This window comes from Streptococcus pseudopneumoniae (assembly GCF_038148935.1).
Classification (GTDB): domain Bacteria; phylum Bacillota; class Bacilli; order Lactobacillales; family Streptococcaceae; genus Streptococcus; species Streptococcus pseudopneumoniae_U.
This window is the reverse complement of sequence record NZ_JBBJZX010000003.1, coordinates 13,345-30,296: the sequence shown is the minus strand read 5'-3', so window position 1 is coordinate 30,296 and position 16,952 is coordinate 13,345. Positions and strand designations below refer to the sequence as shown.

The window sequence follows — 16,952 nt, the reverse complement described above, 5'->3', positions numbered from 1 at the left end:
AAACAAGAAGAAGGCTTACACTCAAGGGTTTTCTTAACCCCCTTCGTTACAACGTTTTGACGCTTTTACTAGCAAAGGTACATACTCACAAGGAACTTTGCTTGACTATTGAATCTCTCCCACCTCTTCTTTAACATATCCTTCTACATCTTCAATCTCTACAAACATTGAGTCTAAATGTGATAAGAAATGCCAATCTTCGGCACCTTTTTTTCTGTAGAGAATCGCTTCGCCGTCTTCACTTCCGAAAAAGCTTCTGTCGATTTCATATCCACGGCTTTCTAAGAAGTCTTTTGCTTTACGATAGTTCGTTTCTCTTGTTTCGACATAGGCTTTAACTTCATGGTTGTTAACGACATATGCATCGATTTTTGAATATCCTTCGATTACTCTATCATTTTTGAGGGATAAATTTGAAATCTCTTTCCAAATAATGTCTACATTTTCCTCAGGATCGAACATAAATTTAGATAAAGGAACAATATTTCCGTTAAAAATAATTTCCATATAATCCGGTATGTTTTTAGGATTAAAATACTCCACTTCAAAACCATCTTCTGTTTCCAGAGTGTATCCCGGAATTTGAGCTACAAAGGCTTTCCCATCTTTTATGGAATCAAATGCGACTAAATCTTTAGAATAATTATTTTGATATAACTCTAATATAATCATTTATAACCTCATCTAAATTATCCGTAGATTGATTTTTCAGAATATAATACTGATTAGTTACCCTTAGGATATAGCAAATTCTTTTTTCCACCTTCTTAAAACATCATTTCAAGGCTACATACTCAGCGGTTCGCTGTTACCCTATCGTTTCGTCGTAAACTTATTACTCTACGACAGCTATCCCATTGGCGGACTCAAAAGGTTTGGGGAACCTTTTGAGGATTAACTACGTTTCTCCAACAAGCTTACACATTCGACATGATGCGTCTGGGGAAATAGGTCAACCGGCTGTACTTTCTTCAACTCATATCCCAATTCTTGGTAGAGTTTGATATCACGCGCCATGGTTGCGACATTGCAGGAGATATAGGCGATGCGATCAGCTCCTGTTTGGGTACTAGCTTTGATAAAACTCTCGGTGAGTCCTTTTCTTGGTGGATCCACTAGGATAAGGCTTGGTTGAATTCCTTCCTTGAGCCAATTTTTCATAGCATTTTCAGCTGTGTCGCAGACATAGTAGGCGTTAGTAATGCCGTTCAAGCTAGCATTTTTCTTGCTATTTTCAACCGCTTCTGGAATGACTTCAACACCATAAACTTCTTTGACATGTTTCGCAACGGAGAGGCCAATCGTCCCGATACCAGAATAGGCATCAATGACCACATCATCTTCTTTTAATTCAGCAAAGTCAATGGCTGTTTGATAGAGTTTTTCAGCCATTTCAGTATTGACTTGGTAAAATGCTGGTCCAGCGATCTGGTAGTCATTTCCCAACATCTGATCCGTAATATAGTCTTGTCCATAAAGTGTGCGCCATTCCTTACCAAAAATCGCATTGGTATTCTGGTCGTTGATATTTTGCATAACAGACACAATCTCTGGGAACTGCTTAATCAGTTGTTCAATCAATTGGTCAACACGAAAAACTTTGGGACGAGTTGTTACCAAAATAACCATAATTTGACCTGAATAGTGTCCGCGACGCACCACAAGATTACGAATCAAGCCAGACTGCTCCTTTTCATCATAAGGTTTCAAATCATAACGGCGGAGCAAGTCGCGTAGGGCTACTACTAGCTCGTCAATTACAGGATCCTGGATAAAGAAATCTTCCAGTGGCATGAGATCGTGGGAATTCTTACGGAAAAACCCAGTTTCCAAGACACCATTTACTCGACGAACAGGGACCTGTGCCTTGTTGCGGTACTTGATTGGATTTTCCATACCAAGCGTCTCAGCAACCTCTACATCAGCAATCCCAGCAATCTTGTATAGACTATCCTTGACTTGCTTGGTTTTAAACTTGAGCTGTTCTGGATAGGCAAGATGTCCTAAATCCGCGATTCCTGAACGCAGGTAAGCCAAATCTACGTCTTGGTTACGGTGTGGTGACTGGATAAGGTATTCTTCAACCTTCCCAAAACCAATCTTTTTATTAACCTTAAGGACACGCATGAGGATTTTTTCACTCGGTAAAGCATTCTCTACAAAAAAGACCAAACCATCCACCTTGGCAACTCCTGCACCTTCGTGGGTCAAGTCAACAATTTTAACTTCTACAATATCATTTTTCTTTAACATTCTCTTCTCTTTCTATTGGCCGACAAAAAAGACGGCAACGTTACGGTTACCATCTATTATACCATGAAATTTCTTAAGAACCAAAACTCTTGAAGAAGTTGACAATGGCTTGCCAGAGGGCGCTTAGGAAATTACCGCCGTCCTCTAGCGCCTTATCAGCATCAAAGTTAAGGTTGATATTTTTAAAACTGTCGCCAGCTTGTGAAACAATACTTTGTTTAAGGTCATTTAGGGTTTTAGTGAAATCTGCATTGCTGAGGATATCACTCTTTGAGAGATTTAAAGCAAAATTGATGATGATATTGATCTGGTTTCCTGTTATCACCTGATCAAGTTTGTAATTTTTCAAGGTATCTTCAACGATTTTACGGACATCTTCCTCTGTCAGATTTCCTTTGTTTTCTTTAGCTTTGGCGAGTCCTGACTTGATATCAGCTAGGGCAACGTTTAATTTATTAGCATCATAGCCTGTTTTGTCCTTGTTTTCAGCATTAATATCTGACAAAGCCTTTAGCTCTTCTTGAGCCAAGTCTTTATTGGCTTGTGGAACCTTTGCTCCATTAGCTTCTAGCGAATAATAAATTCCCGCTAAAGCACTCTCTCCTGTAACGGGAATAGGGGCTGCTACAGTGATTTTGGCATGTTCTACTCCTAAAGTTACGGCTGCATTGCGGTACATATCCTGCGTCACCTTAGTGATGTTTTCTGGTGTTTCAATCTTGACCTCAAGTGGCGATTTGTCACCTAACTTTTGAATTTTGGCTGATGAATACAATTGTAAACTGGAATCATTTGCCACATTCATGATTTTAGAATAGACATCAGGTGTCATGGTCTTTAGTTCTTTGGTGTCTGTTGAGGCATTGTAGCCTAGTTTTTTAAGGGTTTGATTTTTTTGATCTTCAGACAATGATGAACCTAGGACATATTCAGGTTGGACATAGGTTTCATCGATGACTTTTTGAACATCTGTTGCTGCATGGGCGCTATTCATAGCTGTTACTGCCCACAAGACCGCAGCACTGGTCAGAAAAAGTTTCTTTCTCATAGGGAATTCCCTCCTTTACCTTTCTAGAGTAATATATCTATCTTAAAGAAAACTTATAACAAAAACACCTGGACTAGCCAGATGTTGAAAAGAGAGTGAAACATTTGATGATGTAAAGGTTGAGTTGCACCTGTCTAGAATAGTAATAATTCCCCCCATTTACGTAAAGTTCAGCACCGTGAAAAATAGAAATGGGGTGAATATAACTATAAGTTTTTCCAGTGGTATTACCAAGTAAGGGAGCAACAGTGTCACGGGAGTACTGTTTGGCCAGTGCTAGGGTGTTTTCCTTGCCATTTTGGGCGATAAAATCGATATAGGCAGGTCCAAAATTATAGGCTTGAACAGCCGTCCAGACATCTACATCCTTCTTCTGGGCCAGATAGAGATTGTCTGTCAGAGTTTGAACGCCTTGCCGAATGCTAGAGGCATTATCATTGATGGTGTTGGTGGAACCACTTGCAGACTCACTAGACTGCATAACATCGCCTTCTTTTCCTTTTGTTTCGGTATAAATCATAGCGAGCACAAGCTCTTCGTTTGCTGGGGTGTCTTTTTCACTCAAGATTTCTCGCACCATGGGTTGATAGGTCATGACTTGCTTGACATCTTGGTGAACGCGGTAAGCTTTATAGCCAGCAAAAAGGAAGACTGCTAGTACAAGCACTCTTCGAATTCGTTTAAACATTATTTACTTTGGATATCCTCGATATTTTTGATTAAGATAGAGTAAGTTCCATTGTCGTTTTGGATAAACTCAACAGACTCGGCGTCTTGATAGACGTTATTGGGAACGATGAGCTCAATTCCATTTGACAAGGAGAGTTTTTGGTTTTCAAATTTCTTTAATTGGCGACTGGCATCAATTTCATCAAATTGAACTGGCTCTGGTACTGCTTCTTTGACTTGATCAATAAAGCTTAATCGAGCTGTCAGATTGTTGTCAAAAAGGTCGTTGGCCAATTTTTCAGGTGACAACTCATTGCTTTCTTCCAGATTGTTGAAAATGGCTGATTTAACCTTGGATTGAAATTGAAAATCATCTGTGTTAAAAGTCTCAGCAATTCTCTGGGCCGTTTTTTCCAGCTCCTTGATGGATCTCTTAGGAGAAATCTTAGGAGCGACAGCAAGAAGATTATCTGAAAAATAGTTCAAAAAAGTCCCGTTGTACTTAATTCGTTTTTCAATCAAGTGATACTTACGACTCTGAAGATTGACCACCAAGGCCTCGTCAGCACCCGTTCCAAATCCAGGCAGGTTATTCTGAGTCAGCTTGATTGGATTGTCAACTTCTCCACCGAGGTGGGTCAGGGTCTCACGCAGGGCAATTCTCAAGAAAGCGAAATGTTCCACGCCTTCTTTAGAAAATTGCACAAAAATCAAGTCATTGGTCTTGAGATTTTCTGAAATGCTGAACTCCTCTTTCCAGAGATTAGCCAGCGTCACTGATGTCTCCAACAAATCGTCTGTGATATGATTGAAGAAGGGATTTTCTTCCTCGAAAATCCCAGTCTTGGCTTCATCTGAATACACACGTTCAATTTTTCTACGCAGGTATTCTTCGATTTTTGGAGTAATATTGAGAAGCTTATCCGCTAGGAACAGCTCGGTATCATCCGGACTGAACTGGTGAATAATGGCTTTCTTAATATAAATGTCCATAAAAGTTTTAGTCCTCGTATAATGGGAAGGCATCTGTCAATTCTTTGACTGCACTTCTCACTTCTTCTAAGACAGCCTCATTTTCTGCATTTTTAAGGGTTTTAATGATCAATTCAGCCACTTTGCGACTTTCTTCTTCACCAAATCCACGCGCAGTAATGGCTGCAGATCCGATACGAATCCCACTTGTCTTGAATGGTGACAAGGTTTCGTAAGGAATTGAATTTTTATTTAGGGTAATATTGACTTCATCCAGCAAGTTTTGAGCAACTTTTCCGTTTTCTACAACCTTAGTCACATCCACTAGGAAGAGATGGTTTTCAGTCCCACCAGAAATGATACGGAAATCAGGATCTTGCAAGAAGACTTCTACCATAGCCTTGCTGTTTTTGATGACATTGGCAGCGTATTCCTTGAAAGCCGGATCTAATATCTCTTTAAAGGAAACAGCCTTAGCGGCCACAACATGCTCCAAAGGACCACCCTGAATACCAGGGAAAATAGCTGAATTGATTTTCTTAGCTAAGTCTTCATCATTGGTCAAAATCAAACCACCACGAGGGCCACGAAGGGTTTTGTGGGTCGTTGTTGTCGTGATGTGAGCGTATGGCACTGGGCTTGGATGTAGACCAGCAGCAACCAAACCAGCAATATGAGCCATATCTACCATGAGTTTAGCCCCAACAGCATCCGCAATTTCACGGAATTTTGAAAAGTCGATAATTTGAGAATAGGCTGAAGCACCTGCTACGATCAATTTTGGTTTTACTTCTTGGGCTTGTTTCAAGATAGCATCAAAATCCAAGAGTTCCGTTTCAGGGTCAACACTGTAAGAAACAAAGTTGTAGGTTTGACCTGAGAAGCTGACAGGAGCTCCGTGGGTCAAGTGTCCACCTGCTGCCAAATCCATCCCCATGACGGTATCACCTGGCTCAATCAAGGCCATGTAAGCCGCACAGTTGGCTTGGCTGCCTGAGTGAGGTTGGACATTAGCGAATTTAGCGCCGAAAATTTCTTTTGCGCGTTCAATGGCTAGAGATTCTACCACATCTACTACATCCGTTCCACCATAATAACGGTGTCCTGGGTAACCCTCGGCATATTTGTTTGTCAAGATAGACCCTTGAGCTGCCATAACAGCCTTGGAAACTACGTTTTCCGAAGCAATCAACTCGATATTATTCTGTTGGCGTTCTTCTTCTTTGGCAATAGCATTCCAGAGATCAGCATCGTATACTTTAAAATCATCTTTGTCAAAAATCATAGGTCTTCTCCTTTATTGTGTGACTAGTCCATTAGTTTGATTTTACAATAAGAAAATAAACTAAAAGATGCGAATAAACCGTTTCTGCATTTTATCACAAGTATAACCAACTTTTTCATAAAATGCATGAGCTCCCAGACGATGATCGGCAGAATTTAAGCGGATAAACCCATAACCACGTCTTTTTGCTTCTTCTTCCAACCCTTGTAGTAAACTTTTACCAATACCTTGACCTTGCGCTTGAGGTGAAACTGCTAAGGCTAAGATATTAAATCCTGCTTTAGAATAAAGTGATTCATAGACCTCAGCGTGGACATATCCAAGTAAGACATGACTAGCTGCATCCTCATAGCCAAGAAGGAAATGATGTGAATCCTGAGATAATCTAGCTAGTTGACTAGCTGTGTCCTCTGGACTAAAAGAATAGCCTAAGGCTTCTTGGTTAATTTCACAAATGGATTTCACATCAGTTTCTCTTAAATCTCTTAGCATTTCATGCCTCCTCAAAAGAAATCTCTGGCAACCTAGCAAGTATATCTTCTCGCTTAATGGCCCCTTGGCGTAAGATTTTCACCTTATCTCCAGACAAATCCAAAATCGTTGAATCCTGTCCAGTTAGAAAAGCATCGTCTTCTAGACCCAGAACCTCTTGGTCAAAATCCTTCAGAATTTGTTCAAAGGTTACTCCACTTGCCTGACCTGAAATATTGGCAGACGGCCCAATCAAGGGACCTATCTCTCGAATCAAATCAAGGGTAATCGGATGACTGGGCATCCGAAATCCAACAGTCGCGAGGCCAGAATTGACCCAATAGGGAACTCGGTCATTGGCTTCAAGGATAATGGTCAAGGGACCTGGTAAAAAGGTCTCTACAAGTTTTTGTAGATAAGTTGGCTGATTCATAGAAAAGTGCAAGATGTCCTCTAGAGAGGCGATATTGAGGTTAAGCGCCTTGTCTCTTGGACGACGTTTAAGTTGGTATACATGATTAACCGCTTTTTCGTCTAGAGCCTTGGCAAAAAGACCGTAAACCGTCTCTGTAGGCAGAACGACAGCTCCACCATTTTCCAACTCTTGTCTAATCTTGTCCATCATCAACGACAACCATCCTATCTTGACCAAATTGGTCCTTAAGTGTTCGTACTCGCTTTTCAGGAAGATGTTTCCTAAAAAGATCAGGAACACTTTGACCTTGCTTGTATCCAATTTCAAGGTAAATCTTACCACCATCTTTGAGATAGTCTTTTGCATCTTCCGCAATTCTACGGTAAATAGCTAGGCCATCCTCATCTGCAAAGAGAGCTAGATGAGGCTCCGAATGCAAAACATTCAAGCCGACCTCTGACTCATCTTCACGAGAGATATAGGGTGGATTGGAAACAATTATATCATATTTTTCAGAAATTTCTGTAAAACAGTCAGATTTTTTTAAAAATATTTGAAGATTTTGCTTTTTAGCATTTTCGCTAGCTACATCTAAAGCATCTTGGGAAATATCTGCTGCTGTCACTGACCAATTTGGTCTGTTTTTTGCTAGAGAGAGAGCAATAGCTCCACTACCTGTTCCAATATCCAAAACTGAAAGATTCGTCTCAGGATTTTCAGCCAGGATAAGCTCCACCAACTCCTCTGTCTCTGGACGGGGAATCAAAACCCGCTCATCCACTTTTAGCTGCATTCCATAAAAATCTGCCTGTCCAATGATGTACTGTGCCGGTTTATGATCTGCTAACTGTTGGAAAATTCCTTTTACAAATACTTCTTCCTCTTCCGTCACTTCCTGCTGGAGGGCAAAAACAAAGTCCGTAAAAGAGAGATTTTTCAGGCTACGATAGACAAAAGAGAGGCTTTCAGCTTCCTCTCCTTGTCTTATCAACTCTTCTTCAAAATCTGAAAATAATTGAGCTAATTTCATTATTTGTTTAATTCTTCTAATTTTTGTGTTTGGTCATAGAGCACCAAGGCGTCCACAACTTCATCCAATTTACCAGACAAAATGGTATCTAGTTTTTGGAGGGTCAAGCCGATACGGTGGTCTGTGACACGATTTTGTGGGAAATTATAAGTACGGATTCGTTCTGAACGGTCACCAGTACCGATTGTCGACTTACGCTCAGCGTCCTGTTCATCTTGTGCAATTTGTGCGAAGTGGTCAGCAACACGCGCACGGATGATTTTCATGGCCTTCTCACGGTTCTTCTGCTGGGTACGTTCTTCCTGCATCTCAACCTTGATATTGGTTGGCAAGTGAACGATACGAACGGCAGTCGCAACCTTATTGACATTCTGTCCACCAGCGCCTGATGCGTGATAGATATCAACACGAAGGTCTTTTGGATCAATATCGTATTCTACTTCTTCCACCTCAGGCATGACAAGAACTGTGGCAGTTGAAGTATGTACGCGACCTTGGCTTTCTGTCACAGGGACCCGTTGCACACGGTGGGCACCTGATTCGTACTTAAGCTTAGAGTATACAGACTGACCAGAAACCATGGCAACCACTTCTTTGAAACCACCGACGCCATTTATAGAGGCTTCCATGACTTCAAAGCGCCAACCTTGGGCTTCCGCATACTTTTGGTACATAGTTAGCAAATCCCCAGCAAAAAGTGCTGCTTCGTCTCCACCAGCTGCTCCACGAATTTCAAGGATGATATTCTTGTCATCGTTTGGATCCTTTGGAAGAAGCAAAATTTTCAGTTTTTCTTCGTATTCTTCTTTTTCAGCCTTGGCATCTTTGAGTTCTTGCTTGGCCATTTCTTCCAAGTCAGCATCTCCACCTGATTCCTTAATCATTTCTTCAGCGTCAACGATGTTTTGAAGGACTTGTTTGTACTCACGGTAGGCTGTTACCGTGTCACGAGTTGAAGCTTCTTCTTTTGAAAGCTCCATGAAACGCTTGGTATCAGACACTACATCTGGGTCACTGAGCAATTCTCCTAATTCTTCATAACGGTCTTCTACAGCTTGTAGTTGATCATAGATGTTCATTTTTCTTCATTCTCCTTATTGATTTCAGGGGCAAAATAATGTTTACGGCAAACCGAGATATAGGTTTCATTTCCACCGATTTGGATCTGCTCACCATCATAAACGGGCAGTCCATCCTGAGTACGCAACACCATGGTCGCCTTTTTCTTGCAATACTGACAAATGGTCTTAATTTCGTCAATTTTATCTGCTAAAAGCAAGAGATATTTGGAACCTTCGAATAATTCATTTCGAAAATCATTTTTCAAACCAAAAGCCATGACGGGTATGTCTAACTCGTCCACAACGCGAGCTAGGTCGTAAACATGGTGACGCTTGAGAAACTGGGCTTCATCAACCAACACACAGTAAGGTGTTTCTGATAAATCACGGATAAATCCAAAGATATCCGTCGTTTCCTCAATCGCAAGGGCAGGGCGTTTCATACCAATTCGACTCGATACATAGCCAACACCGTCACGCGTATCCAGAGCTGAAGTCATAATCACAACACCTTTTCCTTGCTCCTCGTAGTTATAGGCCACCTTAAGAATCTCAATGGTCTTACCTGAGTTCATGGTCCCATAACGATAATACAACTGTGCCATGTTTCTTGCTTCACGTCCATTTCTAAATTTTTGCTACATTCTAGTATATCATAATTTTCTTAAGCTTTAAACGGCAAAATGTGGTAAAATAGAAGAAATCAAAACTAGTGGAGGAAGCTATTATGCCATTTGTACGCATCGATTTATTTGAAGGACGCACGCTCGAGCAAAAGAAAGCTCTTGCTAAGGAAGTAACGGAAGCTGTTGTCCGTAACACTGGAGCACCTCAATCTGCTGTCCATGTCATCATCAACGACATGCCAGAAGGAACTTATTTCCCACAAGGGGAAATGCGCACCAAATAAGCTAGCTTAAGCAGAATTGCTTAGGCTTTTTCAATCTCCAAGTAGCATTCATTGAAGAAATAGTTCAAATTTGTTACAATTTGAAAAGAGACTTGGAAAAATTTCCAAGAAAAGAGCCATTTATTAAAGGAAACATTATGATTACACGTGAATTTGATACCATCGCTGCTATCTCTACTCCACTAGGTGAAGGGGCTATTGGTATTGTCCGCCTGAGCGGAACAGACAGTTTTGCTATTGCGCAAAAGATTTTTAAAGGAAAAGACTTGAGTCAGGTTGCTAGCCATACCCTTAACTACGGTCACATCGTTGATCCTCTGACTGGTAAAGTCATGGACGAAGTCATGGTTGGAGCCATGAAATCTCCAAAAACCTTCACTCGTGAGGATATTATCGAAATCAACACCCACGGTGGGATTGCGGTGACCAATGAGATTCTCCAGCTAGCTATCCGTGAAGGAGCTCGGCTGGCAGAACCTGGTGAATTTACCAAACGTGCCTTCCTAAATGGACGTGTTGACTTGACTCAGGCTGAGGCAGTAATGGATATCATCCGTGCTAAAACTGACAAGGCCATGAATATTGCGGTCAAACAACTAGATGGTTCTCTTTCTGACCTGATTAACAATACCCGTCAAGAAATCCTCAATACACTTGCCCAAGTCGAAGTTAATATCGACTACCCTGAGTACGACGATGTTGAAGAAGCCACTACTGCTGTTGTCCGTGAGAAGACTATGGAGTTTGAGCAATTGCTAACTAATCTCCTTAGAACAGCCCGTCGCGGTAAAATCCTCCGTGAAGGAATTTCCACTGCTATTATCGGACGCCCAAACGTTGGAAAATCAAGCCTGCTTAACAACCTCTTACGTGAGGACAAGGCCATCGTCACAGACATTGCTGGTACTACTCGAGATGTCATTGAAGAATACGTCAACATCAACGGTGTCCCTCTCAAATTGATTGATACAGCCGGTATCCGTGAAACGGATGATATCGTGGAACAAATTGGAGTTGAGCGTTCGAAAAAAGCTCTTAAGGAAGCTGACTTGGTGCTGCTAGTACTAAACGCTAGCGAGCCCTTAACTGCCCAAGACCGACAACTTCTTGAAATTAGTCAGGACACAAACCGCATTATTCTTCTTAATAAAACCGACTTGCCTGAAGCGATTGAAACCTCGGAACTTCCAGAAGATGTCATCCGTATTTCAGTTCTTAAAAACCAAAACATTGATAAGATTGAAGAACGCATTAACAACCTCTTCTTTGAAAATGCTGGTCTAGTCGAGCAAGATGCAACCTACTTGTCCAACGCCCGTCATATTTCCTTGATTGAGAAGGCTATTGAAAGTTTGCAGGCTGTTAATGAAGGACTGGAACTAGGTATGCCAGTTGACTTGCTTCAAGTTGACTTGACCCGTACTTGGGAAATCCTTGGAGAAATCACTGGGGATGCCGCTCCAGATGAACTTATCACCCAACTCTTTAGCCAATTCTGTTTAGGAAAATAAGAAAAATCCATGATCCTTCATTCGGTCATGGATTTTATTGTCTTATTAGTAATCTGGTCTTAAGACACCTGTTACAGTTGCCTTGGTCGCTTCGTAGTCACCATCTACGACGACTTTGATAATGCGTTTGGCATCTTCTTCTGGTGCTGGAACAAGAGGTAGACGAGTTGGGCCAGCTTCAAATCCCATATAGTTGAGAACGGCCTTGACAGGAGCAGGACTTGGATATGAGAAGAGGGCATTAACCTTAGGAATGAATTTACGCTGAATAGCCGCTGCTTTCTTCATATCGCTTTCTGCAATGGCAGTAAACATCTCGTGCATTTCATCCCCATTTGTATGAGAGGCAACAGAAATAACCCCATCCGCACCAAGATTCATGGCATGGAAAGCATCTCCATCCTCACCTGTATAAATCAAGAACTCTTCAGGCTTGTGCTCAATCAAGTAAGCCATATTAGCCAAACTAGTACATTCTTTAACACCGATAATATTTGGATGGTCAGCCAAGCGAAGCATGGTTTCTGGAGTCAATTCAACAACCACACGCCCAGGAATGTTATAGATAATAATTGGTAGGTCAGAAGCATCTGCAATGGCTTTAAAATGCTGGTACATCCCTTCTTGAGAAGGTTTGTTGTAGTAAGGTACGATAGCAAGTCCAGCAGCAAAACCACCAAATTCTGCTACTTCTTTGACAAACTCAATAGAGTCACGCGTATCATTGGTACCTACACCCGCAATCAAAGGAACACGTCCATTGACAATCTTTTGTACAGCCGCAAAGAGTTCCAACTCCTCATCGTGGGTCAAAGTTGGACTCTCAGCCGTCGTTCCTGCAAGAAGAATTCCATCCGTATGATGGGCTAATAAATGCTCAATCAAGGCTGGAATAGCATCAAAGTTAATGGAACCATCCTCATGAAAGGGGGTAATAAAGGCTGTGATGATTTTACACTCTTTTAAATCTTGATAAGACATGAAAACACCTCTCTATTTCAAAGAAGGAGTTCATCTGAACTCCTAAACGATATGACTATTTTAATTCAAATTTCAATTCAGCTGTTGGACGAACCAAGCCACGTTCGTGCAAAGTTTCAGCAATCTGAACTGAGTTCCAAGCAGCACCTTTGAGCAGGTTATCTGAAACAACCCACATGTGAATTCCTTTTTCAGCGTCCAAGTCTTTACGGATACGACCAACAAAGGTATCACGCGAACCAACTGCATTGATAGCTTGAGGATAGATTTGATGAGCGACATCATCTTCAAGAACAGCACCCGGGAAAGCTGCGATAGCTGCTTTTACTTCTTCGATTGGAGCAACTTCTTTTGTTTCGATATAAACAGACTCAGAGTGAGCTGACAAGACTGGAATACGTACACATGTTGCAGATACTGCAATGCTATCATCTTCCATGATTTTCTTAGTTTCCTTGGTCATCTTCATCTCTTCGTATGTGTAATCATTGTCAGTGAAGACATCGATTTGTGGAAGAGCATTGAAGGCGATAGGATAGTGTTTCTTGTCCCCACCTGAAGGCAAGATTTCGGCATGTAAATCACGTGGAGTTACACCATCATTCAAGACTTCACGAAGTTCACGTTGTGTCTCAAGAATTGCTCCCATACCAGCACCTGAAACTGCTTGGTAAGTTGAAACAATGATACGGTCCAAGCCCCATTTTTGGCGAACTGGCTCAAGAGCCACCATCATTTGGATTGTTGAACAGTTAGGGCAAGCAATAATCCCGTTGTGGGCATCAAGTGCGTGAGCATTGACCTCTGGAACAACCAAAGGAACGTCTGGATTTTGACGGAAGTAAGATGTGTTATCTACTACCACCGCTCCAGCTTTAACTGCGTATGGTGCATATTTAGCTGATGTAGAACCACCTGCTGAAAAGAGAGCAACATCAACTCCTTCAAAAGCTGTTTCAGTCGTTTCTTCAATTGTAATATCTTGATCTTTAAATTTCAAAGTCTTGCCCGCTGAACGTGCAGAAGCAAGTAAACGAATTTTATCGATTGGAAGTGTTGATTCTTCCAACATTTTTATCATCTGAGCACCGACAGCACCTGTCGCGCCGACTACAGCAACTGTATATCCCATAAATAACCTCTTTCGGAATTTTCTAAAAATTTCTATAATAGAAGTATTATACTACTTTTTCCATGAATTGCAAAGCTTTTTCATCATTTTTTGAAAAATAAAAATCCCCAGTCGCTAGACCAGGGACTAAGAGGCATCTTCATGTGATGAGCAGGTTCACACAACTCATCAAGGTCCGCTCCTGCGTTATGACCTCCTTATGCTCAATAGTAGTCCGAAGACTACCTATCGACTCATCGCATCTACTATTCTACTAGATAGAGTCACTTTTGTCAACAGCCAAAACGCTTTAACTTCATTTATACAGATTGATAAGAAAAACCTTGGTCTCCCAAGGTCATTTTGTTTCTATCATGCTAATTGCCGGGATTGAACCGGCGACCTCATCCTTACCATGGATGCGCTCTGCCAACTGAGCTAAATCAGCTTACTTGAAAAGTATACTATAATCAGAAAAGCTTGTCAAGTTTTCTCAGAGATTTTCCATAAGAAAAAGCCAGGTAAGAGTTCCCCAGCTTGTCTTCTTCTATTTGCTTAAATCAATTCGACGACCAATTTTACCGATAATAATCGCTCCAATAATCAATGAGGCAAATTCACCAACTCCTGTTGTAAACCAAGTAAGGAAAAATGGTAATTCTGCTACAATATTTAACTCTGCAGCGATGGTAAACATGGAAATTGAAAAGAGGATTGAAAAGAGGAAATGATCTTTTCGAATCAATCCGTTAAAGAGGTAATCCTTGCTATATTTTGCAAAAAGCCAAACACCTAAACTGAGGAATACTAAGGTTGATCCACCACCAACAAAGACATCTAGCAGTCCGAAGCTAAAGAAATTAGCAATCATACAACCGATGGTAACTCCGATGATGTACTTAGGATTGTAAAAAGCCATAAAGTTCATCATTTCTGAAATACGGAACTGATAAGCACCATAGCTAATGGCATTTAGGGGCGGTGTGACAGTCAAAACGACATAGATAGCAGCGACGATTGCGATATCTGCAACATCACGAATAGTTAATTTTTTCATCTTTTCTCCTTTAGCGGATTATCCGCGTGTAATATGCTTGGTGAAAGAAGCTAAGCACCAAGGGTTGCTTTATTCAACCTTACTAGTATAGCACAATAGCCTGCTTTATGCTATACTTAAACCATGAAAATTCCTATTCAAAAATTTTTTAACAATGAAATCTTAGCCTATCTCTTTTTTGGCCTTGCTACAACTCTAGTTTCGATTCTCTCACGATTCGTCATTTATCAACTAAGTCATCAGGAACTCCTTGCTACTGCCCTAGCAAATAGTATCGGTATCCTCTTTGCCTTTATTACAAATGATAGGATTGTATTTAAGCAAGCTAGGCAGAATTGGCCAAGACGTTTAGTGAAATTTACTCTTGCCCGCCTTTCTACTTTTCTGTTAGATTTGCTCTTTACTTTTCTGTTTGTGACTCAATTCCCTCATATCATAGGGCAATTTGTAAATGAAAATCTTGATAGGATAAATACTATTGAAACAATAATTGCACAAATACTCATTATTATCATCAATTATATCTTGAGCAAGGTCTATATTTTTAGAAAATAATGTTCCATTTATGAGCCTTTTAATTGCCTTCTATAATGATTTAGGATACAATGAAACTCGAAACGTTGAAAGGAAAACAGTATGTTAAAAAATCTAAAATCATTCTTGCTTCGAGGAAATGTTATTGACCTTGCTGTCGGTGTTGTCATTGCCTCTGCTTTTGGTGCTATCGTTACTTCACTTGTAAACGACATTATCACTCCTCTTATTTTAAATCCCGCTTTGAAAGCTGCTAAAGTCGAACGTATCGCTCAACTGTCTTGGCATGGAGTCGGCTATGGTAACTTTTTAAGTGCTATTATCAATTTTATCTTTGTCGGTACCGCCCTCTTCTTTATTATCAAGGGTATTGAAAAAGCACAGAAACTGACTGGTATAAAGGAAGAAAAAACTGACGAAAAAAAACCAACCGAATTGGAAGTCCTTCAAGAAATAAAAGCACTTTTGGAGAAAAAATAATCGATTAAAAGGATCTAGCACAAAGCTAAATCCTTTTTTCTTTACTCTTTGGGTAACTTACCTGCTTTCTCTAGCATTTTCTTGATCAAATATGGCATCTTAACATTTTCACGACCTTTTTTCTCAATCAGTTTTTTCACAAATTCTGGCATTTGTAAATCTTCAGATTCAGCCAAAATGTTTTTCGTCTCGTCTGAAGGAACTAATTCATCAAAGGTTTCTTCTTCTGGGAGAAATTCCTTAAACTCTTGATTTTCATTGTCTCTAACTGTATTGACTAAGGCATCAATTAAACGAGAATCCGTATTTGGCATTGGTGGTCGATGGTAGTTGACACCCAATTCTTGACACAAGTCATAACATTCCACATCGTTGTCAAACAAGACTTCAATGTGCTCACTAATAAAACTAATAGGTACAAAAATATAATGGTCTGGATGTTCTTTCTGTTCTCTGAGATACTCCAAGACATCAGGTTTAATCCATGGAATCCCGATATCACTTTCACTTTGCCAAGTGTTAGTATATTGCTCAGAGCTCAAACCTAGTTTTTCAGCGACTAGCTTGCTATTTTCAAAAATTTGATCGATATAAGGATCTCCAAAATCCAAGGCAAAAATGGGCACACTGTGGGCTGAAAAGATGACTTTAAAGCTATCCTGCTTTACTTCTTCTTTTAAAATATTAGCAATTTCATCTGCCCAATAGTTTAAGAGCGCTTCTTCTTGATACCAGTCCTTGATAACTAAAAATTTAATTTGTTTGCTTTCTAAAAATTTCTCGTAGCCCATGACAGAGTAGAAAGAATAATGAGGCTCCAAAATCAAGCAAATACACTGCTCGATTCCGTCTGCTTCCATCTGACTTATCACATCTGGAATAAAGGGTCTAGAAAACTTATTAGCAAAATAAACACTATACTCATTCCCCTGCCTAGCTTCTACCAAGGCAACCTCTTCTCGGGTAATTCTTTGCAGAGGCGTACCTCCAATAAGTACATAATTATCATAGAGTGTTTGAATCTCGTGGTCTTGAGGTCTCACTCCACGACGAATATTTGTGAAAAAATCAGCCACACCTTCAAAGGTAATCTCTTCTGGCGAACCGAAGGTCATCATTAAAATTGCTTTTTTCATAATCGCTTCCTTGTGATATTTTTATCAA

At 40.5% G+C, this 16,952-nt stretch carries 19 protein-coding genes, 1 tRNA gene and 1 riboswitch; of the genes, 4 read left to right on the top strand and 16 right to left on the bottom strand.

The genetic code is table 11. The features are described from left to right. Positions 1–105: 105 nt before the first annotated feature. The 11 genes from WKI42_RS00765 to WKI42_RS00715 form a co-directional block, all read right to left on the bottom strand. Positions 106–672: a hypothetical protein gene (locus WKI42_RS00765; protein ID WP_050971352.1), complete on the bottom strand. Its 567-nt coding sequence runs from the start codon at positions 670–672 to the stop codon at positions 106–108. A gap of 222 nt (positions 673–894) precedes the next feature. Continuing rightward, positions 895–2,253 (bottom strand): 23S rRNA (uracil(1939)-C(5))-methyltransferase RlmD, encoded by a 1,359-nt coding sequence (gene rlmD, locus WKI42_RS00760; protein ID WP_173274494.1) that lies wholly within the window; start codon positions 2,251–2,253, stop codon positions 895–897. Between the two features lie 73 nt (positions 2,254–2,326). Further along, the gene (locus WKI42_RS00755) at positions 2,327–3,301 is read right to left on the bottom strand and encodes a DUF1002 domain-containing protein (protein ID WP_368080923.1); all 975 of its coding nucleotides are present in this window, start codon (positions 3,299–3,301) and stop codon (positions 2,327–2,329) included. A 73-nt stretch (positions 3,302–3,374) separates the two neighbouring features. Next, positions 3,375–3,989 (bottom strand): cell wall hydrolase Pmp23, encoded by a 615-nt coding sequence (gene pmp23, locus WKI42_RS00750; protein WP_368080922.1) that lies wholly within the window; start codon positions 3,987–3,989, stop codon positions 3,375–3,377. After that, a complete protein-coding gene (locus tag WKI42_RS00745; protein ID WP_338618432.1) occupies positions 3,989–4,963 on the bottom strand; it encodes a nucleoid-associated protein in 975 nt (324 codons plus the stop codon). Before WKI42_RS00745 ends, pmp23 begins: the two co-directional genes overlap by 1 nt. A gap of 7 nt (positions 4,964–4,970) precedes the next feature. After that, complete coding sequence (gene glyA, locus WKI42_RS00740) at positions 4,971–6,227, bottom strand: serine hydroxymethyltransferase (RefSeq protein WP_368080921.1); 1,257 nt, start codon at positions 6,225–6,227, stop codon at positions 4,971–4,973. A 60-nt stretch (positions 6,228–6,287) separates the two neighbouring features. Then, positions 6,288–6,719 (bottom strand): GNAT family N-acetyltransferase, encoded by a 432-nt coding sequence (locus tag WKI42_RS00735; RefSeq protein ID WP_368080920.1) that lies wholly within the window; start codon positions 6,717–6,719, stop codon positions 6,288–6,290. A 1-nt stretch (position 6,720) separates the two neighbouring features. Continuing rightward, complete coding sequence (locus WKI42_RS00730; protein ID WP_368080919.1) at positions 6,721–7,323, bottom strand: L-threonylcarbamoyladenylate synthase; 603 nt, start codon at positions 7,321–7,323, stop codon at positions 6,721–6,723. Next, entirely contained in the window at positions 7,307–8,143 is an 837-nt protein-coding gene (gene prmC, locus WKI42_RS00725) for a peptide chain release factor N(5)-glutamine methyltransferase (RefSeq protein ID WP_368080918.1), read from the bottom strand. Before prmC ends, WKI42_RS00730 begins: the two co-directional genes overlap by 17 nt. Continuing rightward, a complete protein-coding gene (gene prfA / locus WKI42_RS00720) occupies positions 8,143–9,222 on the bottom strand; it encodes a peptide chain release factor 1 (protein ID WP_004262425.1) in 1,080 nt (359 codons plus the stop codon). The genes prmC and prfA overlap by 1 nt, the downstream gene beginning before the upstream one ends. Beyond that, positions 9,219–9,809 carry a thymidine kinase gene (locus WKI42_RS00715; protein WP_368080917.1) on the bottom strand — a complete coding sequence of 197 codons (591 nt, stop codon included), beginning with the start codon at positions 9,807–9,809 and terminating at the stop codon, positions 9,219–9,221. Before WKI42_RS00715 ends, prfA begins: the two co-directional genes overlap by 4 nt. A gap of 122 nt (positions 9,810–9,931) precedes the next feature. On the opposite strand from WKI42_RS00715, the gene WKI42_RS00710 reads away from it, so the two are divergent. Continuing rightward, complete coding sequence (locus WKI42_RS00710; RefSeq protein WP_001117401.1) at positions 9,932–10,114, top strand: 4-oxalocrotonate tautomerase; 183 nt, start codon at positions 9,932–9,934, stop codon at positions 10,112–10,114. Positions 10,115–10,251: 137 nt separating this feature from the next. After that, positions 10,252–11,625 (top strand): tRNA uridine-5-carboxymethylaminomethyl(34) synthesis GTPase MnmE, encoded by a 1,374-nt coding sequence (gene mnmE, locus WKI42_RS00705; protein WP_368080916.1) that lies wholly within the window; start codon positions 10,252–10,254, stop codon positions 11,623–11,625. A 45-nt stretch (positions 11,626–11,670) separates the two neighbouring features. On the opposite strand, the gene dapA is transcribed toward mnmE, so the two are convergent. From dapA to WKI42_RS00685, 4 genes are all read right to left on the bottom strand, one after another. Further along, entirely contained in the window at positions 11,671–12,606 is a 936-nt protein-coding gene (dapA, locus tag WKI42_RS00700; RefSeq protein WP_000121606.1) for a 4-hydroxy-tetrahydrodipicolinate synthase, read from the bottom strand. A 55-nt stretch (positions 12,607–12,661) separates the two neighbouring features. Then, on the bottom strand, positions 12,662–13,738 hold the full coding sequence (locus tag WKI42_RS00695; protein ID WP_368080915.1) for an aspartate-semialdehyde dehydrogenase: 1,077 nt from the start codon (positions 13,736–13,738) through the stop codon (positions 12,662–12,664). A 354-nt stretch (positions 13,739–14,092) separates the two neighbouring features. Beyond that, positions 14,093–14,165, bottom strand: a tRNA-Thr gene (locus tag WKI42_RS00690). Positions 14,166–14,264: 99 nt separating this feature from the next. Next, complete coding sequence (locus tag WKI42_RS00685; RefSeq protein WP_050115370.1) at positions 14,265–14,774, bottom strand: QueT transporter family protein; 510 nt, start codon at positions 14,772–14,774, stop codon at positions 14,265–14,267. Continuing rightward, a riboswitch (PreQ1 riboswitch) is annotated at positions 14,772–14,869 on the bottom strand. Its footprint overlaps the gene before it by 3 nt. A 28-nt stretch (positions 14,870–14,897) precedes the next feature. Between WKI42_RS00685 and WKI42_RS00680 the strand changes: the two genes are divergently transcribed. Both WKI42_RS00680 and mscL read left to right on the top strand, forming a co-directional pair. Continuing rightward, a complete protein-coding gene (locus WKI42_RS00680; protein ID WP_050115368.1) occupies positions 14,898–15,329 on the top strand; it encodes a GtrA family protein in 432 nt (143 codons plus the stop codon). An 81-nt stretch (positions 15,330–15,410) separates the two neighbouring features. Continuing rightward, entirely contained in the window at positions 15,411–15,788 is a 378-nt protein-coding gene (gene mscL / locus WKI42_RS00675) for a large conductance mechanosensitive channel protein MscL (RefSeq protein ID WP_000916792.1), read from the top strand. A gap of 41 nt (positions 15,789–15,829) precedes the next feature. Here mscL and hemH read toward each other — a convergent pair whose 3' ends face one another. Then, positions 15,830–16,924: a ferrochelatase gene (gene hemH / locus WKI42_RS00670; RefSeq protein WP_368080914.1), complete on the bottom strand. Its 1,095-nt coding sequence runs from the start codon at positions 16,922–16,924 to the stop codon at positions 15,830–15,832. Positions 16,925–16,952 lie beyond the last annotated feature (28 nt).